General features: G+C 70.5%; 14 protein-coding genes and 1 tRNA gene. 2 read left to right on the top strand and 13 right to left on the bottom strand.

Annotation, left to right across the window (positions count from 1 at the left end; genetic code table 11):
* Positions 1 to 91 precede the first annotated feature (91 nt).
* The 3 genes from ACZ7MF_RS28845 to ACZ7MF_RS28835 all read right to left on the bottom strand — a co-directional run bounded on the left by ACZ7MF_RS28845 (position 92) and on the right by ACZ7MF_RS28835 (position 3,154).
* Positions 92 to 925 carry a DUF2637 domain-containing protein gene (locus ACZ7MF_RS28845; RefSeq protein WP_471481219.1) on the bottom strand — a complete coding sequence of 278 codons (834 nt, stop codon included), beginning with the start codon at positions 923 to 925 and terminating at the stop codon, positions 92 to 94.
* Positions 926 to 1,388: 463 nt separating this feature from the next.
* Positions 1,389 to 2,690: a DUF3631 domain-containing protein gene (locus ACZ7MF_RS28840; protein WP_471480993.1), complete on the bottom strand. Its 1,302-nt coding sequence runs from the start codon at positions 2,688 to 2,690 to the stop codon at positions 1,389 to 1,391.
* Between the two features lie 233 nt (positions 2,691 to 2,923).
* Positions 2,924 to 3,154, bottom strand: a complete 231-nt coding sequence (locus ACZ7MF_RS28835; RefSeq protein ID WP_215207164.1) for a hypothetical protein — start codon at positions 3,152 to 3,154, stop codon at positions 2,924 to 2,926.
* Between the two features lie 94 nt (positions 3,155 to 3,248).
* On the opposite strand from ACZ7MF_RS28835, the gene ACZ7MF_RS28830 reads away from it, so the two are divergent.
* Positions 3,249 to 3,950, top strand: a complete 702-nt coding sequence (locus ACZ7MF_RS28830) for a helix-turn-helix domain-containing protein (protein WP_471480990.1) — start codon at positions 3,249 to 3,251, stop codon at positions 3,948 to 3,950.
* Positions 3,947 to 5,548: a tyrosine-type recombinase/integrase gene (locus tag ACZ7MF_RS28825; protein ID WP_471480988.1), complete on the top strand. Its 1,602-nt coding sequence runs from the start codon at positions 3,947 to 3,949 to the stop codon at positions 5,546 to 5,548. Before ACZ7MF_RS28830 ends, ACZ7MF_RS28825 begins: the two co-directional genes overlap by 4 nt.
* Positions 5,549 to 5,598: 50 nt before the next feature.
* Here ACZ7MF_RS28825 and ACZ7MF_RS28820 read toward each other — a convergent pair whose 3' ends face one another.
* The 10 genes from ACZ7MF_RS28820 to ACZ7MF_RS28775 form a co-directional block, all read right to left on the bottom strand.
* Positions 5,599 to 6,579 carry a DUF6615 family protein gene (locus tag ACZ7MF_RS28820; RefSeq protein WP_356715573.1) on the bottom strand — a complete coding sequence of 327 codons (981 nt, stop codon included), beginning with the start codon at positions 6,577 to 6,579 and terminating at the stop codon, positions 5,599 to 5,601.
* 478 nt (positions 6,580 to 7,057) lie between these two features.
* Positions 7,058 to 7,134 (bottom strand) — tRNA-Thr (locus tag ACZ7MF_RS28815).
* A gap of 105 nt (positions 7,135 to 7,239) precedes the next feature.
* Positions 7,240 to 8,859: an alpha/beta hydrolase gene (locus ACZ7MF_RS28810; RefSeq protein ID WP_471480985.1), complete on the bottom strand. Its 1,620-nt coding sequence runs from the start codon at positions 8,857 to 8,859 to the stop codon at positions 7,240 to 7,242.
* Positions 8,860 to 9,000: 141 nt separating this feature from the next.
* Positions 9,001 to 10,206 (bottom strand): DNA polymerase III subunit delta', encoded by a 1,206-nt coding sequence (locus ACZ7MF_RS28805; protein WP_356859674.1) that lies wholly within the window; start codon positions 10,204 to 10,206, stop codon positions 9,001 to 9,003.
* A 136-nt stretch (positions 10,207 to 10,342) separates the two neighbouring features.
* Entirely contained in the window at positions 10,343 to 13,657 is a 3,315-nt protein-coding gene (tmk, locus tag ACZ7MF_RS28800; RefSeq protein ID WP_471480982.1) for a dTMP kinase, read from the bottom strand.
* 145 nt (positions 13,658 to 13,802) lie between these two features.
* Positions 13,803 to 16,661: a type I DNA topoisomerase gene (gene topA / locus ACZ7MF_RS28795; protein WP_471480980.1), complete on the bottom strand. Its 2,859-nt coding sequence runs from the start codon at positions 16,659 to 16,661 to the stop codon at positions 13,803 to 13,805.
* Between the two features lie 268 nt (positions 16,662 to 16,929).
* Complete coding sequence (locus ACZ7MF_RS28790; protein WP_471480978.1) at positions 16,930 to 17,127, bottom strand: hypothetical protein; 198 nt, start codon at positions 17,125 to 17,127, stop codon at positions 16,930 to 16,932.
* Between the two features lie 220 nt (positions 17,128 to 17,347).
* Entirely contained in the window at positions 17,348 to 18,865 is a 1,518-nt protein-coding gene (locus ACZ7MF_RS28785) for a DUF7059 domain-containing protein (RefSeq protein ID WP_471480976.1), read from the bottom strand.
* 86 nt (positions 18,866 to 18,951) lie between these two features.
* Positions 18,952 to 19,542, bottom strand: coding sequence for a small secreted protein (locus tag ACZ7MF_RS28780; RefSeq protein WP_361012159.1), 591 nt, complete (start codon positions 19,540 to 19,542; stop codon positions 18,952 to 18,954).
* Between the two features lie 219 nt (positions 19,543 to 19,761).
* The gene (locus ACZ7MF_RS28775) at positions 19,762 to 22,146 is read right to left on the bottom strand and encodes a sodium-translocating pyrophosphatase (protein WP_471480974.1); all 2,385 of its coding nucleotides are present in this window, start codon (positions 22,144 to 22,146) and stop codon (positions 19,762 to 19,764) included.
* Positions 22,147 to 22,407 lie beyond the last annotated feature (261 nt).

Genomic DNA, 22,407 nt, shown 5'->3' with positions numbered 1-22,407 from the left:
TCGTGCTGTCCACAGGGTGTGGAGATCGGCTGGGCGGTTGGCCGTCTGCTCGGGCGACCGGAAGGGTTCCGGTCACCCGAGCAGGCGGCGGTCAGCGCTTGGAGACCTCGATCCCGGCGGCTTCTAGTTCCGGCCGAAGCAGTTCCATCACCTCGGTCTGCCGCTCACTGCCGATCGTCAGGTCCCGGTCCTTCACGGCCGCTCGGAGCAGGCCGCGCGTGAGTTTGCCGTGCAGGTGACCGGCGGCCCTGCCGATATCCGCCAGCTCCGCGATGGTCGCTTTCGCTGGACGGCCACCGCTCGGTTTGCCCTCCGGAACCTGTGCCGCAGGTTCCGTCCGCTCACGGCCGGCGGCTCGTGAACCGGCAGGAGCGGCGTCTGGCAGGTGGCTGTGACTGAAGTCGCCGACCGCTTGCTCCGGCGTCTGTACGGAACCGGTGTTCGGAGAGCCGTCGGACGGCGCGACGAGCTGGTGAATCTGTCGCATGAGGACGCCGAAGGCGACCATCGCGGCGGCCGGAGGGACGGCGGCGACCACGTAGTCGAGGAACGGGACAGTGTGTGCGTTGCCCGTGCCGCTGACCCCGGCGACGTTCAGCGCTATGGAGCCGACCGATCCGACGGCGGTCACGGCGATCGCCCACGGGTCCGTGATGCGGCGCAGTGCCGCGCGCAGCATGAGCAGTTCGCCCGCGACGATGAACGCGTCCAGGGTGGCGGGCCAGGCCCAGCGGCGAATAGGCGACGCTCCGAGCCCGTGCTGGCCTGCGACGTCAGCCAGGTGCGCGTAGGAGAGCCAGAACGCTCCGGCGGTCAGGGCGACGATGACGATGCCCGCCGCGCCGAGCGCGAACTGCTCAGCGTCAGCCTTCCTTTTCGGTCGCCCTTCGCTAGGGACGTCATCGTGCGGCTGCGGGGCTTGCATGAGGGGCGGAGTGGTCAAGCGGAAGGCTCCTGGGGGTAGAGGTGTGCGGCGTCTTTGCCGTCTCGGCCGTTGCACGTGCAGGTCAGGGCGGGACGGCAGCTCTCCTGATGTGCCGTCCCGGCGGGTGCTGGCGTCTTGTCCCGAGTCGGGACAGATATGCGGCGTTCTTGTCCCGACTCGGGACAAGAACGGCGCCGTCGGGGCGGGCTTGCTTGGGTCGGTGTGTCCCGTGAAGGGACGGCTGCGCAGCACCGTCCGTCCCAATAGGCAGGGCTGTGAGCTGCGGCGATACGGCATGGACGCCTGGGACGTGGCAAGACGGATCTCGGCAGCGTCTCCGGCGGGCAGCACTCCTGGAAGCGCCTGCGTTGCCGTCTTGCCCCTGGCTGACGTCTTGCCGGCGTGCTGTCTGACCTGCGAGATCACGGCAGGGACGGCAAGTACGGCAACCAGGAGCCGCGGATCAGCTATCGCCGCCGCGGGCCTCGACTGGGTGGACGGCCGGACAGTACCGCCGCCACGCGTCGAGGAACTTGTGGCGCATGTAGCCCTTGCGCTGAGTCCGGTCGGCCATGCGTACATTGCCGGGCCGGATGTCGTAGTCGCGCAGCATCGCGCCAAGTTCGCGGGCGGTCAGGCCGTAGCGGCCTCGCTCTCCCCACGGGGCTTCGGCGTCCGCGTTCAGGTAGTGCAGAAGATCCTCGGTGGAGAGGCTGTCCGCCTCCCTCTGGGCGAAGAAGACCCGACGGATGTCGGCCAGGATGCGCGCCCCGCTGGGGTGGTCCTCTTCTGCCGCCACTTCGGCGGCAACCATCCGCGCGCAGGCGATCCGCGCCAGCCGGGGCCAGCGGCCGCCCGCCAAGTCGGCGACGATCACCAAGGGTTCCCACGTGTCGGCGGCGCGGTCTTCAACCGGCATGTCCGGCTCCAGGTTCGCGGCACCTTCCAGCAGCGGCCTGGCCAGTGCGTGGATACGGTCTCGCAGCTCGTGCAGGGCGGGGATGTCCCGGCGGGAGCGGAAGGGCCTGACCTTCTCACCCTCGGCCCGGCGTCGCATGCGGATGACCACCGACCGGTCCATGACCGTGTCCGGCAGGTCCCCGATTCCCGCGATGGCCGCCATCGCGAAGGTGGCGAACTTGTGCGGGGTGTGGTCGTTGCCGACGACCCGGGTGACGTACCGACCGCGCTGATGGCCGGCGTTGAGCAGGCCGCGCGTCTCCTCGTTCTTCTCCGCGACCTTGGGGCCGAAGATGGTGTCGGCCTCGTCCACCAGCAACGTCGGTGGCTCGTCCTCGTGGATCGAGCGGAATATAGCCGCCGGTGTGGTGTTGATGGTGAGCATGGGCTCGTGGACCGTCTCGGTCAGCACGTCCAGCAACCGCGACTTGCCGCAGCGCTTCGCCGGCCCCACCACTGCCAACCGAGGGGCGTGCTGCCACGCCGGCTGCAGATGTGTCGCTGCCACCCACAGAGTGATCGCGTCCAGTGCCTCAGAGGAGGGCGGGATCACGAACCGGGCTATCTGCGAGCGCAGCTCGTCCAGAGCCTTCGAGCCGACCGTCGGCTCCGCGTCGGGCATGGCCTCCAGGCCGATCGCCGGGTCCGCCTCGTCGGCGCTGTCATCGGCCGTACCGTCGCTCGGGTCCACCCTGCCGTCGGCCTGCGCGGGACTCAAGTGGGCGCCGGGCCGGCCGGGGATGGCTGTGGCGGGCCAAGCCGCTCGTACGGGGGCGGAATAGGACTCGGAGTTCTCGGGTTGCACTGGGCGGCTCCTCGTCTGGCGGTTTCGGGTTTGCACACCCCTGCCGCCGGGTCGGTTCTCACGGGATAGCTGGGGAGTCTCGGGGCCTCCGGCGTTGCACCGCCGGAGGCTCCCCCTCTTCTCGCGGGTCTCTCGGCACCGCGAGCGACCACGGACAGTACGTCCACGCCGTGCCACAGTCCAGCGTTTCTGTGTCAGCTCAGCGCAGAACCATCTGCTACGCGTCAGGCGCTTCACGCTGCCAGCCCCAGCAGGGCCAACAAGTCTGCGGTCACCACTCGGTAGGCGTTTCCGAGACGGAGCACCTTGCACGGGTACTGGCCACGCTTGGCGAGCTCGTACCCCTTGCTCCGCCCCAGCCCCAGCGCCCGATTGCCCGTCTCCAGGTCAACGGCCGCAGGTAGCTCAAGGAGCTCCTCGCGGCTCATCCCCTTCGCTCGGCCGGCCTCTTCCTTCTCGCGCATGCGCGCCCCTTCCATGACTGAGCCCACGGCGAACGCGCCCATCGCGCCCGTCTCCAGGTCTTGGAATCAACGCTAATCGAGCTACTGTGTCTAAATGACACAGCACCGTAGCGATCCTGGATCCAAGAAGGTCGACGACGAGGACGACGTCCCGGAGTGGGTGGATCAGGTCATGGCCACCGTGGCCGCCGAAGTCCGCAGACGACGGAAGGAACTGGGTTGGAGTGCACAGGACTTGGCCGACAAGTGCGAGGAGATCGGCCACCCGATCCCCCGCAACGTCATCGCCAACATGGAGTCCGGACGCCGTTCCAACCTGCCCTTGGTCGACGTCATCGTCCTGGCCGAAGCCCTGAACACCCCGCCCATCTGCCTCGTCTACCCGGTCGGCTACGTCAACGACGTGCAGCGACTCCCGCTTCAGCACCCCACCACGGCGCTGGACGCGCTGCGCCGGTTCACTGGAGAGGAGACCGAACTCGGCACGGACGACGACATGCTCCGCTACTTCCGCGCCCACCACGCTGCCGAGGAGCAACTACGGAAGGCGCGCCGCGACGAGGACCACGCGCGCTACCACGCCGAGACTGCCCCGAACGCCGACCGTAAAGCCGAGGCCCTCCGCTCTCAGGCCCGTGCAGCCGAGACGGCCGACGACGCCGCCAGCAGCTTGCGCAGAATCCGCGCCTTCATCCGGCAAGAGGGCGTCACACCCCCGTCCTTGTGGCCCGATGTGGCCACCGCGATCGACTCATCCGGGAGCGATCCCGATACCACCGAGGAGAATGATCTTTGAAGGGTTCCACCTACCGCCGCTGCTCCTGCCGCGACCCGAAGACCGGCAAGGAACTCGGCACCTCCTGCCCCAAGCGCAACAGCAGGAACCACTGCACCTACTCCGTACGCCAGGAGCTCTCGCCCCGCGAGGACGGCAGTCGGCGCTCCTTCGCCCGAGGCGGGTACAGCAGCCTGAAGGCGGCCCAGGCCGACCTCGACCACGTGCGCGCCCTCCTCGGGCTGGCCGAGTCGGACGACCCCGAGGGCACCGAACTCATCGCCGAGATGCTGGCCGAGGTCAGCCGCGAGCGGTCACCTCTGCCCGAGGTCGAGGAGACGAGGCGGCGTCTCAACTCCGGCCAGGACCTCATCGGCAGCCTGACCGTGGCCGAGTGGCTCGACCGGTGGCTGGCCGGCAAGCGCATACGCAAGTCCGGTCTCAACCGCTACGAGACCGACATCCGCGTGCACCTGAAGCCTCGCATCGGAAACCGCCGCCTGGACCGGCTCCGCGTGAGCCACCTCAGCGAGATGTTCACCGACATCCGCGATGCCAACGCCCAGATCCTGGAGGACAACGCTCAACGGCGCGCCGCACTCGACGAGCTGGCGACCATACCGTGGAAGGGCGGGGAGAATCGCGCCCGCCGCAAGTCGATGAAGACCGCGATCGACGAGATGCCGCCCTTCCGCCGCATCACCGGTCCCGCCACGCGCCAGCACGTCAAGGCCACCCTCCGTGCGGCCCTGAACGACGCGATCGGGCAGCAGATCATCACCTTCAACCCCGCCGCCCACGTCGAGATCGATCCCGTACGCAAGCCGAAGGCGCTCGTGTGGACGGACGAGCGGGTCGCCAAGTGGGAGCAGACGGGCGAGAAGCCGTCACCGGTGATGGTCTGGACGCCGCAGCAGACAGGAGCGTTCCTCGACTTCGTCGCCGAAGACCGGCTGTACGCGATGTGGCACCTGATCGCCTTCCGTGGCCTTCGCCGTGGCGAGGCGTGCGGGCAGCCGTGGTCGGAGACGAACCTCGACACCCACGCCCTGACCGTCTCCTCCCAACTCGTGCAGGACGGCTGGGGCGTCGAGGCTTCCGATCCCAAGACGGACAGCGGGTATCGCGTGGTCGCGCTGGACGACGACACCGTGGACGTCCTGAAGCGGCACCGTGCGCGGCAGGACGCCGACCGCCAGGAGTGGGGCACTGCCTGGGTCGAGACAGGGCACGTCTTCACCCAGGAGGACGGCTCCTGGCTCCACCCGGGCAAGGTGACCGATCTCTTCGAGCGTCTCGTCGCCGCATCCGGACTCCCGCCCATCCGTCTGCACGACCTCCGCCACGGCGCTGCCACCCTCATGCTCGCCGCTGACATCGACATCAAGATCGTGTCGGACACCCTCGGTCACAGTGATACCCGGATCACGCGGGACATCTACCAGAGCGTCCTGCCCCAGGTCGGCAGGAGCGCCGCCGAGGCGACCGCGAAGCTGGTCCCCCTTCAGCGCAAGGCCAAGGAAGAGAAGGCGGCCCGCAAGGCCGCGAAGGCGGCCAAGAAGGGCAAGCGAAAGAAGAAGGGCAAGGTGAAGAAGCCCAAGAAAGAAGGTTCTCTGTAGCGAGAGCCGTCTCCGGCATGCCCGCGAGCCACGACCCTGGACAGACCTCATCAGGTCTCAGCGGAGCTGAGGTTAACTAGCACCACACCTGCAACTCGCTCATCGGTCGGTTCCCCCTCAGCACCACGGATCATGGCTCGCACGCGCCACGGAAGCCGGCCCACTGGACGATCCGTCATTTCCCGTAGTTGTCCGCGAAGGTCACCTTCAGTTGAACTAAGCGGCGCTGCACCACGAGTCGTCTCATAATCGGCCCGCCTACGGTCATCCTCGCCGTCGCGCTGATGACGATCAACTCGGCTGGACTTTTCTGACATGGCAGACCGGATCGGACGCCTAGCCACTGCTGAAGGAGCTTCCGAAATTTCCGCCTCCCCCTCAAGCTCCGCAAGAGCTGCCTGGTGCAGACTCAGCACTCTCCCGTAAGCAATTTCCAAGCTTGGCGCACTGGATTCACTCCCATCACAAAGGATGCGATTCCAAGGACGGCTGCGATGCTTCACATATCGCGAGCTCACGCGCGCTCCGCGAAGGGCCTGCTTGACAACCAGGGCCGACGCTATGGTGCATCCCAGCTGCCCTTCGGTGAAGGGGCCGTGGTCGCAGCCCAACCACGGCTTTTCTGGCCGAATTTGTGGCCAGTTGAGGTGGTTGTAGAAGACGTAGGCGGGGATGCAACCCTCCTTCATGGCGTCTTCGATCAAAAGATCATTCTGATACCTATCGCCGTCGGGTCGATACCGCAGGTCGTATCCGCCATTCCGATTGGCACGCTTCGCTTGGACTCGCATGCCAAACCCCACGACCCCAGAATAAAACCACCACTCCCAGTCCGCCCCATTCGAGCGCTCGTCATCGCTCGTGAATGGACGGATCGCCACCCGGTCTCCATGTGCCCGATCGATGGCCCGGAGGTTTTCCTCGGTGTGCGTCACTTCGCTCGATGGCCAGCCCTTACGGTGTTCGGCAGCCAGAGCTTCGAAGGTCAGCTCGGCCCGCCGGGCAAGCGTTCCGCACAGTGAGCCGACCATAGATGTGCGTACACCACAGGCCCGACAAAAAGTGTCATTCTCACCTACCTGCTCCCCGCAAACGCAACGCACCAATGCGCCTTCACTCCTCAACGTTTCATCTACCCAGCTTCGCCACTCTAGGCTGCTGCGGCCTTGCGTGAGCTGCGATCAGAGAACTGCAGATTGGATCTTCGAGCACCCGATCGCGCCCCTTAACGCCCGACGGCACTCGTCGCCCTAGGAATTCTCACCACAGGCGTCCACCTCGAGCGTGAGGCGTGCGACCGAAGACTCTTACGGATCGAAAGCGTGATGCATCGCTGCTCAGCAGGTCCTACTGTTTGCCTGCCACCGGCGTGCTGCAGCCGGCCCCTACTGGGCCGGTCCGCTCACGCATCGCTCACGCAACCACTCCCGCGGCACCGAAGCCGCGTGATGTCGCATGCCACGAAAAACGAGAAACCCCAGGTCACGGGTTATGTGACCTGGGATTTGATGGAGCCGCCTTCGGGATTCGAACCCGAGACCTACGCATTACGAGTGCGTTGCTCTGGCCATCTGAGCTAAGGCGGCGCGCCGTGCACCCATGGTGCGATCAGCAACGTCGGTAAGTCTACACAGTTTCCCGGGGTGCTCCGAACCCGCCCCGGAGGCGTGGACTCCGGGGCGGGGCGGGGGTTACGAGCAGCGCTTGCCGTCCTCCGGGGCGGTGCCGGTCAGCAGGTACGTGTTGATCGCGGAGTCGATGCAGGAGCTGCCGCGGCCGTACGCGGTGTGGCCGTCGCCCTCGTACGTGAGGAGGTGGCCGGAGGCGAGCTGGTCGGAGAGGGCCTCGGCCCAGCGGTACGGGGTGGCCGGGTCACGGGTGGTGCCGACCACGACGATCGGGGTGGCGCCGGCCGCCTCGATGCGGTGCGGCTCCCCCGTGGGCTTCACCGGCCAGTACGCGCAGTTCAGGGAGGACCAGGCGAGGCCCTCGCCGAAGACCGGGGACGCCTTCTCGAAGTCGGGGAGGGCGGCGCGCACCTCGTCCGGGGAGGAGAAGGCGGCGGGGAGGTCGAGGCAGTTGACAGCGGCGTTGGCGAACATCAGGTTGCTGTAGCCGCCGTCGGCCTCGCGCTCGTAGTAGCTGTCGGAGAGGATCAGCAGGCCCGCGCCGTCCTTCTCCTTGATCGCCGAGGTCAGGGACTCGCGCAGCTGCTGCCAGGCGCCCTCGTCGTACATCGCCGCGATCACGCCGGTGGTGGCGAGGGACTCGGTGAGCTTGCGGCCGTCGGCGTCCCCGGCGGGGAGGGGCTTCGCGTCCAGGTCGTCGAAGAAGGACTTCAGGTTCTTGCCGACCTGGTCGGGGGTGGTGTCCTTGTCACCGAGGGGGCAGTCCGGCTGCCGTACGCAGTCCTTCGCGAAGGACTGGAACGCCGTCTCGAAGCCCTCCGTCTGCTCCAGGTTCAGACGGCGGGCGGGCAGGGAGGGGTCCATCGCGCCGTCCAGGACCAGGCGGCCCGTCCGGTCGGGGAACAGGCCGGCGTAGGTCGCGCCCAGGAAGGTGCCGTACGACGCTCCGACGTAGGTCAGCTTGTCGTCGCCCAGCACCGCGCGCAGTACGTCCATGTCGCGTGCCGCCTCGACCGTGGAGACGTGGCGCAGGAGCTTCGGCGCGTCCGTCCCGCAGCCCTCGGCGAACTCCTTGTAGGCGTCGACCAGCTCGTCCGTCTCGCCCGCGTCGTCCGGGGTGACGTCGGTGCGCGTGTACGCGTCCATCTCGCGGCCGTCCAGGCACTCGACGGGTTCGCTGCGGGCCACGCCCCGGGGGTCGACCGCGACCATGTCGTACTGGGCGCGGACCTTCGCCGGGTAGCCGATGCCCGCGTACTGCTGGAGGTAGCCGATCGCCGAGCCGCCCGGTCCGCCCGGGTTGACCAGCAGCGAGCCGAGGCGCTTGCCCGGTCCCGTGGCCTTCTTGCGGGCCACCGCGAGCCGGACGTCGCCCTCGGTGGGCTTCGCGTAGTCGAGCGGGGCCTTCATGGTGGCGCACTGGAAGCCGGGGACGCCGCAGTCGCGCCAGCCGAGCTTCTGCTCGTAGTACGGCGACAGCCCCGCGGGCGTGGCCTTCGGCAGGGGGGTCAGGGTCGCCGTGGCCGCCTCCGTCGAGCCTGCCGCCTCGGCCGCGGGGGATCCGGCGGACGTCGACGCGCCCCCGGCCGAGCAGGCGGTGGCGAGCAGCGCGGCGGCGAGCAGCGTGGCCCGGAAACGGGTGCCGCCGGTGCGGGTCCTGCGGTGAGTGCGCCTTGTGTGCATTCAGCGAGCGTAACTCTCCGCGACGGTGTCATTGCGGTGCGTGGTACGCGTGGCCCCGTACGGGTTACGGCGTCAACCGGTCGTGGCTCCGGCGCGGGCCCGGGGGGCGCGGGCGCTCGGGGTGCGCGGACCCGGGCGGGCTCAGCCCGTTCTGAGCGCCATCGTCATCGCCTCCACCGCCAGCAGCGGGGGCACATTGCGGTCCAGGGCCTCTCCGCAGGCGGCGACCGCCTCGATCCGGCGCAGTGTGGACTCGGGTGTGCTGCCGCGGGCGAGCCGCTCCAGGGCGTCCTCCGCGTCGGCGTTGGCGATGGCCACGCGAGAGCCGAGCTGGAGCGCGAGGACGTCGCGGTAGAAGCCGGTCAGCTCGCTGAGGGCGAGGTCGAGGCTGTTGCGCTGGGTGCGCGCCTTGCGGCGTTTCTGGTCGGCCTCCAGGTCCTTCATCACACCTGCCGTGCCGCGCGGGAGCCGGCCGCCCTGGGCGGCGCCCAGTGCCGCCTTCAGTTCCTCGGTCTCCTTGGCGTCCATCTCCTCGGCGAGCTGCTTGGCGTCCTCCGCCGCGGCATCGACCAGCTCCTGGGCGGCCTTGAGGGCGCCGCCGACGTCCTCGACCCGCAGCGGCAGCTTCAGCACGGCGGCCCGGCGGTCCCGGGCGGCTTTGTCGGTGGCCAGGCGGCGGGCGCGGTCGATGTGGCCCTGGGTGGCGCGGGCCGCCGCGGCGGCGACGTCCGGTTCGATGCCCTCGCGCCGTACGAGCATGTCGGCGACCGCGTCGACGGAGGGCGTGCGGAGGTTCAGGTGGCGGCAGCGGGAGCGGATCGTGGGCAGGACGTCCTCGACGGAAGGGGCGCACAGCAGCCACACGGTCCGCGGCGCCGGTTCCTCCACGGCCTTCAGGACGGCGTTGGCCGACTTCTCGTTCAGCCGCTCGGCCTCCTCGACGAGGATGATCTGCCAGCGGCCGTTCGCGGGTGAGGTGAACGACTTGCGGACGGTGTCCCGCATGTCCTGGGCGCGGATCTCGGCGCCCATGGCGACCACGGTGCTCACGTCCGCGTGGGTGCCGACCAGTGCCGTGTGGCATCCGTCGCAGAAGCCGCAGCCGGGGACGCCGCCGAGGGCGCGGTCGGGGCTCACGCACTGCAGCGCGGCGGCGAAGGCCCGGGCCGTCTGGGCCACGCCGGAGCCGGGCGGGCCGGTGAACAGCCAGGCGTGGGTCATGCTCGTCGACTGCGGCAGCGGGCCCTCGGATGCGGCGGCGGTGACGAAGGCGTCGGCGTCCCGGGCAGCGGCGGCGAGCGGCTCGCACACCTTCTCCTGCCCGACGAGGTCGTCCCACACGGTCATGGGTCACGCCGTCCTTCCCTCACACCAAGCCCTCACACCGAGCCGTCACACCGAACCGTGACACCTGCCGCCGCGCTGATCCGCGTCGTGCCCTCCATTGTGCGGGGCGGCACTGACAACGCGGCGGTTCCGGTGCTCAGCGTCGTCCCCGGCCCCTGCCCCGGCCGCCGCGGCTCTCGTCGTCCCGGCCGCCCTCGTCCTCGTCGTGCGGCCCGAGCAGCTCGTCCGCCAGCGTCGGCAGGTCGTCCAGCGGGGTCTCCTCGGCCCAGTCGGAGCGGCGCCTGCGGGACGGCGGTGCCTGGTCGGGGTCGATCTGGGGCAGCTCGCGCGTGCGGTCCTGGGCCTCTTCGGCCGGACCCTCCTCCCGGAAGTAGCCCGGCGGGACCCGGTCGGCGGGGTCGTCCTCGCGTACGGGCGGCAGGACGGCCGTCTCGTCGGCGGCCCCCGGCGGCGTCACGGGCGGCAGAACCGCCGTCTCGTCGGCATCCCGCGGCTCCACCGCCGGAAGCACCGCCGTCTCGTCGGCCGCGCCGGACGGCACCGGCGGCATGGGCAGCTCGGTCGTCACCTCGGACTCGGACTCAGACTCGCCGGACGCCCGGCCGCCGTCGCCGCGAGCGCTCCGGGCGTCGGTGCCGTCCTCGGCGTCCTCGGCACGGTCGTCGTCGGGCGTGTCCCGCACCGGCCGCAGGACCGCCGTGTCCTCCACCGGCCCGCCGGAGGCGTTGGTCGGGGTGACGATCGGGGTGGGCACGGTCGCCGCGTCGTTGGGAGCCGGAGCGGCCGGCTTCGGGCGGGGTGCGTCCGCCGCCGCGGGGGCCGCCGACCTGGGTCCGGCCGCGGCCGCTGCCGCCGCCTGCTCCGCCGCCCGGCGTGCCTCCTCGGCGCGCAGCAGGGCCTCCTCGGCCTTGCGCTGCTTCTCCAGGCGCCGGGCCTCCGCCTCGGCCCGCAGCCGCTCCTCCTCCTCGGCCTGCTTACGGCGCCGTTCCTCCTCGGCCCGCAGCCGTGCTTCCTCCTCGGCGCGCGCCTTCTCCTCGGCCAGAAGCCGGACCCGCTCCTCCTCGGCCTTGCGGCGCGCTTCCTCGGCCCGCTGCCTGGCCTCCTCGGCCTGCCGCTCGGCCTCGCGCCGCTGCGCCTCCTCCAGCTCGCGGCGCTTGCGCTCCTCCTCCTCGGCGCGCACCCGCGCCTCCTCCTCGAGGCGCTCGCGCTCCAGGCGCTCCTCCTCGGCCTTCCGCGCGGCCTCTTCCTCGGCCTTGCGGCGAGCTTCCTCCTCGGCCTTGCGGCGCGCCTCCTCCCGGGCCTCGATCTCGGCCTCGGACAGCGGCAGCACCTGGTCGAGCCGGTGGCGTACGACGGTGGTGACGGCTTCCGGCTCCTGACCGGCGTCCACGACGAGGTAGCGCCCGGGGTCGGCGGCGGCCAGGGTGAGGAATCCGGAGCGCACGCGCGCGTGGAACTCGGCGGGCTCCGACTCGAGGCGGTCCGGCGCCTCGGTGAACCGCTCGCGGGCGGCCTCCGGCGCCACGTCCAGCAGGACGGTCAGGTGCGGTACGAGCCCGTTGGTGGCCCAGCGGTTGATCCGGGCGATCTCGGTCGGCGACAGGTCGCGTCCTGCGCCCTGGTAGGCGACCGAGGAGTCGATGTAGCGGTCGGAGACGACCACGGCGCCGCGCTCCAGGGCGGGCCGCACCACGGTGTCGACGTGCTCCGCGCGGTCGGCGGCGTACAGCAGCGCCTCCGCGCGGTGCGACAGTCCGGCGCTGGAGACGTCCAGCAGGATGGAGCGCAGGCGCTTGCCGACCGGGGTCGCGCCGGGCTCGCGGGTGAGCACGACCTCGTGCCCCTTGCCGCGGATCCACTCGGCGAGGGCCTCGGCCTGGGTGGACTTTCCGGCGCCGTCGCCGCCTTCCAGGGCGATGAAGAAACCGGTCGCCGCAGGCGTCGGCACCGGGTCGTCGCCGCCGAGCAGCGCGTCCCGCAGGTCGTGGCGCAGCGGCACGCCGGAGCGGTCGTCGACCTTGGCCAGTACCAGCGCGGCCAGCGGCAGCAGCAGCGCGCCGAGCAGCATCAGGACGAACGCGGCGCCGCCGTGGGCGAAGACGAACCTGCCGTTCTCCAGCCGGTGCGGTCCGATCGCCGCGGCCAGCACCGGCCCGACGACCGCGCCGAGCGCCACGTAGACCCGGACGACGGCGTGCAGGTGCTCGGTGGTCCGGGCCCGGCGGTGGTCCTCGGTCTCCTGGTCGAGCAGCGCGTGCCCGGTGTTCGCGGCCACGCCCGCGCCGACCCCGGCCAGCACGAGGAGCAGCAGCACGGTGGTGTCGTCCGGGACGAGACCGGCGGCGAGCAGGGCGACGCCGGCGAAGGCGATCGCCAGGGCGAGCAGCCGTCGGCGGGACAGGGAGGGCAGCAGGGCGGGCGCGGTGCGGATGCCGACGACGACGCCGCCGGTCAGCGCGCCCACGGCCAGGCCGTAGAGCACCGGGCCGCCGCCCAGGTCCTTGGCGTGCAGCACGGCGACGGCGACCGTGGCGGCCACCACCGCGGCGACCGAGGCGCAGGCGACCACCAGCAGCGGGAGCGCTCCGGTGCGGCCCTTGTCGACGCCGCCGCCGCTCTTGGGGCGGCGCATGCCCTCCAGCGGCGACCGCGCGCGCGGGGTGCGCACCGCGGGCAGCTCCAGGAAGCTCACCACGGACAGGGACGCGGCGAACAGGCCGGCCGCCACGTAGGAGCCGAGCGCCGCCTGGTGCTCGGCGAACCAGTCGACGCCGGCGCCCAGCAGGTTGTTCAGGAGCCCCGCGACGACCAGCACGGCGGCCGCGAGGGGGATCGCGACGAAGCTCGTGCGCAGCGACAGGCGGCGCAGCGCGTCCATGTGGTCCGGCAGCGGCCGTACCGTCGCGCCCTCCAGGGGCGGGGCGGGCAGCAGCGCGGGAGCCGCGCTCTCCCGGCACACCGTCCAGAAGCGCTCGGCGACTCCGGTGACGAAGGCGGTCACCAGGAGGTAGGCGAGCGCGTCGTCGGGCGTCCAGTCGATCCACAGGGGCGCGACGATCAGCAGGGCGGCCCGCAGCCCGTCGGCTCCCACCATGGTCCAGCGCCGGTCGAGCGGGCCGTCCTGCGAGGTGAGGGAGGTCAGGGGCCCGAGCAGGACCGCGCCGAAGAGCAGTGTCGCCAGGATCCGGACGCCGAAAACGGTCGCCACTGCGAACGCCACGCCCCGGTAGCCCCCGCCGAAGGAGCCCGCGCCGATCGCGGCCTGGACCACGAGGAGGACCAGCACCAGGAGGGCGAGGATGTCGCCGACACCCCCCACGAGATGTGCGCTCCACAAACGCCTCAGCTGCGGACGGCGCAGCAGGGCGCGGACGGCGCGCTCGCGGGAGTCCGCGACCAGGGCGTCGTCCGGGGCCGGGTGAGGGGCCGTTGGCTGCTCGGCTCGCGTCATGCGTTCAGCCTATCGGTCGCCACCGACAGTCCGGTGTGCGCGGCCGAACGTACGCGCGCCCCGACACCGAAATGATGCCGGGGCGTTCGTTTTGCGAAGTGCGCGCGGGGAGGCGTGGGGAGGAGCGGGCGGGCCCGAGCCGGGCTCAGTCCTCCGAGGCCTTCGACGCGGTCGCCTTCTTCGCCGCCGTCTTGGCGGTCGTCTTCTTCGCGGTGCTCTTGGCGGTGGTCTTCTTGGCCGCCGTGGTCTTCGCGGCGGCCGTCTTCTTGGTCGCCGCCGCCTTCTTGGCCGGGGCCTTCTTGGCGGCCGTCTTCTTCACGGCCTTCTTCGCCGTCTTCTTGGCGGGCGCCTTGGCACGCTTCTCGGCGAGCAGCTCGTAGCCCCGCTCGGGCGTGATCTCCTCGACGCTGTCGCCGGAGCGCAGGGTCGCGTTGGTCTCGCCGTCGGTGACGTACGGGCCGAAGCGGCCGTCCTTGACCACGACCGGCTTCTCGCTGACCGGGTCCGTGCCCAGCTCCTTCAGCGGCGGCTTGGCCGCGGCCCGGCCACGCTGCTTGGGCTGGGCGTAGATCGCCAGCGCCTCTTCCAGCGTGATGTCGAAGAGCTGGTCCTCGGTCTGGAGGGACCGCGAGTCCGTGCCCTTCTTCAGGTACGGGCCGTAGCGGCCGTTCTGCGCGGTGATCTCGACGCCTTCCGCGTCGGTGCCGACGACCCGCGGCAGCGACATGAGCCTCAGGGCGTCGTCGAGCGTCACCGTGTCCAGCGACATCGACTTGAACAGCGAGGCGGTCCGCGGCTTCACGGCGTTCTTGCCGGTCTTCGGGGTGCCCTCGGGGAGCACCTCGGTGACGTACGGGCCGTAGCGGCCGTCCTTGGCGACGATGGCGTGGCCGGTGGCCGGGTCGGTGCCCAGCTCGAAGTCGCCGCTCGGCTTGGCGAGCAGTTCCTCCGCCAGTTCCACGGACAGCTCGTCCGGGGCCAGGTCCTCGGGGACGTCGGCGCGCTGGTGGTTCTCGGCGTCCTTCTCGCCACGCTCGACGTAGGGGCCGTAGCGGCCGACACGCAGCTTGATGTCGTTGCCGACGGGGAAGGACGACACCTCGCGCGCGTCGATCGCGCCGAGGTCGGTGACCAGTTCCTTGAGGCCGCCGAGGTGGTCGCCGTCGCCGTTGCCCGCGTCGGCCGCGCCGCCGCCGCCCGTGCCGTCGCCCTCGCCGAAGTAGAAGCGGCGCAGCCACGGCACGGACTGGGCCTCGCCGCGGGCGATGGCGTCGAGGTCGTCCTCCATCTTGGCGGTGAAGTCGTAGTCGACGAGCCGCCCGAAGTGCTTCTCCAGGAGGTTGACCACGGCGAAGGAGAGGAAGGACGGGACGAGGGCCGTGCCCTTCTTGAAGACGTAGCCGCGGTCCAGGATGGTGCCGATGATCGACGCGTACGTCGACGGGCGGCCGATCTCGCGCTCTTCCAGCTCCTTGACCAGCGACGCCTCGGTGTAGCGGGCCGGGGGCTTGGTGGCGTGGCCGTCGACCGTGATCTCCTCGGCCGTCAGCGCGTCGCCCTCGGCGACCTGCGGCAGCCGGCGCTCGCGGTCGTCCAGCTCGGCGTTCGGGTCGTCGGCGCCCTCGACGTAGGCCTTGAGGAAGCCGTGGAAGGTGATGGTCTTGCCGGAGGCGCTGAACTCGACGTCCCGGCCGTCGGAGGCGGCGCCGCCGATCTTGACCGTGACGCTGTTGCCGGTCGCGTCCTTCATCTGGGAGGCGACGGTCCGCTTCCAGATCAGCTCGTACAGCTTGAACTGGTCGCCGGTCAGACCGGTCTCGGCGGGCGTGCGGAAGCGGTCGCCGGAGGGGCGGATCGCCTCGTGCGCCTCCTGCGCGTTCTTGACCTTGCCGGCGTACGTGCGCGGCTGGGGCGGCAGGTAGTCGGCGCCGTACAGCTGCGTCACCTGGGCGCGGGCGGCGGAGACCGCCGTGTCGCTCAGGGTCGTGGAGTCCGTACGCATGTAGGTGATGTAGCCGTTCTCGTACAGCTTCTGGGCGACCTGCATGGTCGACTTCGCACCGAAGCCGAGCTTGCGCGAGGCCTCCTGCTGGAGCGTCGTCGTACGGAACGGGGCGTACGGCGAGCGGCGGTACGGCTTGGACTCGACGGAGCGGACGGCGAAGCGCGTGTTCTCCAGGGCGGCGGCGAGCGCGCGGGCGTTCGCCTCGTCGAGGTGGAGGGTGTTCGCGCTCTTGAGCTGCCCCAGGGAGTCGAAGTCGCGGCCCTGCGCGACCCGCCGTCCGTCGACCGTCTGGAGGCGGGCGACCAGGGACGACGGATCCGACTGGTCTCCCGCGCGGCCGGTCGCGAAGGTGCCGGTGAGGTCCCAGTACTCGGCGGAGCGGAACGCCATGCGCTCGCGTTCCCGCTCGACGACGAGCCGGGTGGCGACGGACTGGACGCGGCCGGCCGACAGGCGCGGCATGACCTTCTTCCACAGGACCGGCGAGACCTCGTAGCCGTAGAGACGGTCGAGGATGCGGCGGGTCTCCTGGGCGTCGACCAGCTTCTGGTTCAGCTCGCGCGGGTTGGCGACGGCGGCGCGGATCGCGTCCTTGGTGATCTCGTGGAACACCATGCGCTTGACCGGGATCTTCGGCTTGAGGACTTCCTGGAGGTGCCAGGCGATGGCCTCGCCCTCGCGGTCCTCATCGGTGGCGAGGAAGAGTTCGTCGGAGTCCTTCAGCAGGTCCTTGAGCTTCTTGACCTGGGACTTCTTGTCGGCGTTGACCACATAGATGGGCTGGAAGTCGTGTTCGACGTCCACACCGAGGCGGCGGACCTCGCCGGTGTACTTCTCCGGCACCTCCGCCGCGCCGCTGGGAAGGTCGCGAATGTGCCCGACGCTCGCCTCGACGACGTAGCCAGGGCCGAGATAGCCCTTGATCGTCTTCGCCTTGGCAGGCGACTCGACGATGACGAGTCGTCGGCCGCCCTTCGCGGTCTCGCTGGTCGGGGACAACTTCGCTCTTCTCTCCGGTCGACGCTGGGCCTTCCCAGGGCGTGGTCCCGGGTCGGGTCGTTCTGTGTTTCGATCGTGACGCTGCGGAGTGTGACGGTACCTCCCGCCCCCGTGTCAAACGGGAAAAGCCCGCAACGGCCACTCGAACGGTAACCCGACGAACCGTGTTCCTGCCGCCCGGAGTGCTCACCTGTCCCGACGCGTGTATCCGGAGCGCGATCCCCCGGTTACCCGGGCGACGCCCCGGCCGGGGTGCGGAACCGGCTCCTCACACCTGGGTCAGGCACCAGGCCCCGAGGCCCAGCGCGACCACGGCGGCGATGCTCGCGACGGTCGCCGATGCGACGGGGCTCACACCGTGCGCGACGGGCCGGCCGTGCCGCACCCGCGTCGTGGTCCACACCAGCAGCCCGGCCCCGAACAGGGCGAACACCACTCCCGCGAAGATCGCCGGCCCGCTCTCCATGGTCCCCGTGCCCCTTTTCTCCAGCCCGCGCGTGTCCAGCCTCCGGGAGGCTGTCACGCGCGGGCGGCGGGCAGGCGAACCCGAGGTGAACGGGGAGCCGACGGATCCGCCGGGTGTCGTCGGGCGTGGCCGGTCCCCGTGCGCCGGGTGGGGCGGGCGGCGCGGGCGGTCGCGGAAAAAGAAATGGGTGCGCGCACCCACGCCCGGCGACCGGGCCGCCCTACGCCGGTTCGAGGAAGCCCTGCTCCACCAGCAGCCGGATCTGTGCGGGCGTGCGGTCGCGCAGGGCCACCGGGTCCTCGCCGACCAGCTGGGCGATGGCGTCCAGGATGCGGCCCGCGCTCATGGTGCCGTCGCAGACGCCCGCGAAACCGGCGCCGACCGTGTCGACCCGGGTGGCCCGGCGCATGCCGCGGTTCTGGCGCAGGACGACGTGCTCCGGGTCCTCGGCGCCGGGCAGCCCGACCTGCTCCTGGACGACCTCGCCGGACAGCGTGAAGTGCGCCTCCAGCAGGGCCGCGTCGTCGTGGGAGCGGAGGTAGTCGACGCGGTCGAAGTGGGCGCGCACGGTCTCGCCGAGCGGCTGCTCGACCGGGTGCGGCCATTCCTCGGCGACGACCGAGGGGTCCGCGGCCCCGGTCCGGCGCAGCGTGATCCAGCCGAAGCCGACGGCCTTGACCTTGCGCGCCTCGAACTCGTCCAGCCACGCGTCGTACCGCGCCTGGTAGTCGGCCGGGTCACCGCGGTGGTCGCCCGCGTCCCGCAGCCACAGCTCGGCGTACTGGGTGACGTCCTGCACCTCGCGCTGCACGATCCAGGCGTCGCAGCCGCGCGGCACCCAGGAGCGCAGCCGGTCCGTCCAGTCCTCCCCCTCCACGTGCTGCCAGTTGGCGAGGAAGTGCGCGAACCCGCCCTCGTTCAGGCGCTCCCCCGTCTGCTGAACGAGCGAGCGGCACAGATCGTCCCCGCCCATCCCGCCGTCGCGGTAGGTGAGTCGGGCGCCGGGCGAGATCACGAACGGCGGGTTGGAGACGATCAGGTCGTACGTCTCGTCGTCGGCGACCGGCTCGTAGAGGGAGCCCTCGCGCAGGTCGGCGGCCGGAGCACCGGACAGGGCCAGGGTGAGCGCAGCGATGTGCAGCGCGCGCGGGTTGACGTCGGTGGCCGTCACACGCGTGGCGTGCGCGGCGGCGTGCAGCGCCTGGATGCCGGAGCCGGTGCCGAGGTCGAGGGCGGCGGAGACGGGCGTACGGACGGTGAGGCCAGCCAGGGTCGTGGAGGCGCCGCCGACACCGAGGACGACGCCCTCGGCGTGGTTGCCGATGCCGCCGGCGCCGCCGACCGCGCAGCCGAGGTCGGAGACGACGAACCAGTCCTCGCCGCCGGGCCCGCCGTAGGGCCGTACGTCCACGGTGGCCGCCACCTCGTCGTCGCCCGCGCGGTCGAGCCAGCCGCTCTCCAGGCAGGCGTCGACGGGCAGGACGTCCGCCACGCGCGCGTGGGGGACGGGTTGCTGGAGCAGGAACAGCCGGACGAGCAGTTCCAGCGGCGTGTCGCCGCGGGTCGCCCGGAGCGCGGGCACGGTCTCGCTGCGCGACAGCGCCGCGTAGGCGGGGGCGCCGAGCAGCTCCAGCAGTCCGTCGGCGGTGAAGGACGCCCCGAGCAGGGCGTCCCGCAGCCGGGTGGCGACGTCGGGGCGGTCGGCGGAGGGCAGGGGGGACAGGCTGGCGTTACTCACACCCCCATTGTGGCCCTGCGGTCCGCACCGCGCCCCGCGTCCGCGTGGGGAGACCGGCCCGCGTCCGCGTGGGGAGACCGGCCCGGTCAGCCCTCGGCGGCCGACGGGGTCACCGAGGCCGACTTGCAGCTGGGCTGCTTGGCCATCGCCTGGCCGACGTCGCCCTCCTCCAGGGTCTTCAGCGCGTTGCTGCCGCTCTTGCTGAGCTTGTTCAGCTCGGTGGCGATGTCCTTGAGGCCGTCGGCGAACTTGGCCTGGTCCTTGGTGTCGAGCTGCTCCACCTGCTTGCGCAGGGAGGCGTACGACGAGGAGAGGCCGTTCAGCTCGGTGACCGCGTCCTTCTGCTTCTTCTCGCCGTCGTCGACGTCCGGGGGGCCGGCCTTCTGGACGGTGGCGCCCATCGCCTTGTAGGCGTCGGACATGTCCTGGAACGCCTTGGCGTCGGTCTTCTGGACCTCGGCGGGAGTGCTGTTGTCCGAGGTCTCCTTCTGGATGGCCGCGTTGGCCGCCTCGATCTTCTTGGCCTGCGGCTGCACGCCCTCGCAGACGTCCTTGGCCCAGGAGTCCAGCTTCTCGTTGTCGTCGCTGCTGCTGCATCCCGTCAGCGCCAGTACCAGTACCGCACCGCCGGACAGTGCGGCCGCGAGCTTCTTGTTCACCGGATTGGTCCCTTCCATGGCTCTCGGCCCCGGAACATACACGCCGGATGGGGGACATCGACCGGACGAACATCCGTTATGACGGTATTGAAGCCATTTGCACCAAGAGAGAGAAGGCTCACGGTGCGACGGCGCACGCGGGCGCGAAACGGGCGGACGACGCGTCAACACGCGCCGTCCGCCCGTCCCTTGAGCGGTGCCTGAAGCGGATGCGTGGGGTGGGCCGGAGGGCGGAGGTTACGAAACCACCGCCGGATCGGCCGACTTGGGCTCCGGGTCGGCGTCGTCCTCGTCGCCCATGGCGATCCCGCGCCGCTTGGACACGTAGACGGCCGCCGCGATGACGGCGAACGCGACGACGGCGATCAGCACCCGTACGCCGACGCTCTTGTCTGCTCCGTAGGAGAACTTGATGACCGCCGGCGCGATGAGCAGCGCCACCAGGTTCATGACCTTCAGCAGCGGGTTGATCGCGGGACCCGCGGTGTCCTTGAACGGGTCGCCGACCGTGTCGCCGATGACGGTGGCGGCGTGGGCCTCGCTGCCCTTGCCGCCGTGGTGGCCGTCCTCGACGAGTTTCTTGGCGTTGTCCCAGGAACCACCGGAGTTGGCGAGGAACACCGCCATCAGTGTCCCGGCGCCGATCGCGCCCGCCAGGAACGCGCCGAGCGCGCCGACACCGAGCGTGAACCCGATGAAGATGGGCGCCATCACGGCGAGGAGTCCGGGCGTGGCGAGTTCCCGCAGGGCGTCCCTGGTGCAGATGTCGACGACCTTGCCGTACTCGGGTTTCTCGCTGTAGTCCATGATTCCGGGCCGTTCCCGGAACTGCCGCCGCACCTCGTAGACCACCGCGCCCGCCGACCGCGACACCGCGTTGATCGCCAGCCCCGAGAAGAGGAAGACGACCGCCGCGCCGGCGATGAGCCCGACGAGGTTGTTGGGCTGTGAGATGTCCATCATCAGGTTCATCGGCGCGCCCTCGCCGCTGAGTTTCTCGCCCACGTCCGCCGCGCCGGTGGTGATGGCGTCCCGGTACGACCCGAAGAGGGCCGCGGCGGCCAGTACGGCGGTGGCGATGGCGATGCCCTTGGTGATGGCCTTGGTGGTGTTGCCGACGGCGTCCAGGTCGGTGAGCACCTGGGCGCCGGCGCCCTCGACGTCGCCGGACATCTCGGCGATGCCCTGCGCGTTGTCGGAGACCGGCCCGAAGGTGTCCATGGCGACGATCACACCGACCGTGGTGAGCAGACCGGTGCCGGCCAGCGCCACCGCGAACAGCGCCAGCATGATCGACGTGCCGCCGAGCAGGAAGGCCCCGTAGACGCCGAGGCCGATCAACAGGGCGGTGTAGACGGCGGATTCGAGGCCGAGCGAGATTCCGGCGAGGACGACGGTGGCGGGACCGGTGAGCGAGCTCTTCCCGATGTCCTTGACGGGGCGCCTGGTGGTCTCGGTGAAGTAGCCGGTGAGCTGCTGGATCAGGGCGGCGAGCACGATGCCGATCGCGACGGCGACCAGCGCGAGGATCCGCGGGTCGCCGCTCTTGCCCGCGATCGCCGCGTCGGTGACACCGTCGAGGTCGGCGTACTTGCCGGGCAGGTAGACGAAGACGGCGACCGCCACAAGGACCAGCGAGATCGCCGCGGAGATGAAGAAGCCCCGGTTGATCGCGCTCATGCCGCTGCGGTCGGACCGCCGCGGCGCCACCGCGAAGATGCCGATCATGGCCGTGAGCACGCCGATCGCCGGGACCAGCAGCGGGAACGCCAGCCCGGAGTCGCCGAAGGCCACCTTGCCGAGGATCAGCGCGGCCACCAGGGTGACCGCGTACGACTCGAAGAGGTCGGCCGCCATGCCCGCGCAGTCGCCGACGTTGTCGCCCACGTTGTCGGCGATGGTCGCGGCATTGCGCGGATCGTCCTCCGGGATTCCCTGCTCGACCTTGCCGACCAGGTCGGCGCCGACGTCGGCGGCCTTGGTGAAGATGCCGCCGCCGACACGCATGAACATCGCGATCAGCGCGGCACCGAGGCCGAAGCCCTCCAGGACCTTCGGCGCGTCGGCCGCGTACACCAGCACCACGCAGCAGGCGCCCAGCAGGCCCAGCCCCACCGTGAACATGCCGACGACGCCGCCCGTGCGAAACGCGATCTTCGTCGCTTTGTGCGAGACGAGAGTGAGATCCTTTTCCGGTTCGCCGGGGGCCGGTGTCGCTTCCCGGGCCGCCGCGGCGACGCGCACATTGCTGCGCACGGCGAGCCACATGCCGATATAGCCGGTGGCCGCCGAGAACGCCGCGCCGATCAGGAAGAAGATCGAACGTCCGGCACGTTGATTCCAGTCGTCCGCGGGCAGCAGCATGAGCAGGAAGAACACGACGACGGCGAATACGCCGAGCGTGCGCAACTGCCGGGCCAGGTAGGCGTTCGCGCCTTCCTGAACGGCCGCCGCGATCTTCTTCATGCTGTCGGTTCCCTCGCCCGCCGCGAGCACCTGGCGCACCAGGACACCCGCGAGCACCAGTGCTGCCAGTGCGACGACCGCGATGACCGCGACCAGGGCGCGGTTTCCGTCGGTCAGCACGGCGGCCGCGAGATGAGAGGTAGGAAGCTCCGCCATTCGTCCTCCTTGACGCTTGGGCTGAGCTCAAGATGTGGACGGGATTGTAGGTACCGGAAGCCGATCAAAACAGTGCACGACAAAAGGAATTGCTCTGTCAACCACAAGGGGACCGGAAGTAGTAATGGCCCTCCGGCATTAATGCCGCGATCCGCTCGATGATCCGTTTCATGAACGGCTCGGTGATCAATTTCCGTGCGATTGATCGTGAATGAATTCACTTAACGTCCGCACGGCACCAATGTATGTCCGGGCACGGCA

This window comes from Streptomyces sp. NPDC111628, from assembly GCF_055635195.1.
The sequence above is the reverse complement of the archived record's forward strand: the minus strand, read 5'-3'. Positions and strand labels throughout refer to the sequence as shown.

Coding starts and splice junctions, on each gene's coding strand:
- ACZ7MF_RS28845 (WP_471481219.1), bottom strand. CDS start 925: ATGCAAGCCCCGCAGCCGCACGATGACGTCCCTAGCGAAGGGCGACCG.
- ACZ7MF_RS28835 (WP_215207164.1), bottom strand. CDS start 3,154: ATGCGCGAGAAGGAAGAGGCCGGCCGAGCGAAGGGGATGAGCCGCGAG.
- ACZ7MF_RS28830 (WP_471480990.1), top strand. CDS start 3,249: ATGACACAGCACCGTAGCGATCCTGGATCCAAGAAGGTCGACGACGAG.
- ACZ7MF_RS28820 (WP_356715573.1), bottom strand. CDS start 6,579: ATGGTCGGCTCACTGTGCGGAACGCTTGCCCGGCGGGCCGAGCTGACC.
- ACZ7MF_RS28810 (WP_471480985.1), bottom strand. CDS start 8,859: ATGCACACAAGGCGCACTCACCGCAGGACCCGCACCGGCGGCACCCGT.
- ACZ7MF_RS28805 (WP_356859674.1), bottom strand. CDS start 10,206: ATGACCGTGTGGGACGACCTCGTCGGGCAGGAGAAGGTGTGCGAGCCG.
- tmk (WP_471480982.1), bottom strand. CDS start 13,657: ATGACGCGAGCCGAGCAGCCAACGGCCCCTCACCCGGCCCCGGACGAC.
- ACZ7MF_RS28790 (WP_471480978.1), bottom strand. CDS start 17,127: ATGGAGAGCGGGCCGGCGATCTTCGCGGGAGTGGTGTTCGCCCTGTTC.
- ACZ7MF_RS28780 (WP_361012159.1), bottom strand. CDS start 19,542: ATGGAAGGGACCAATCCGGTGAACAAGAAGCTCGCGGCCGCACTGTCC.
- ACZ7MF_RS28775 (WP_471480974.1), bottom strand. CDS start 22,146: ATGGCGGAGCTTCCTACCTCTCATCTCGCGGCCGCCGTGCTGACCGAC.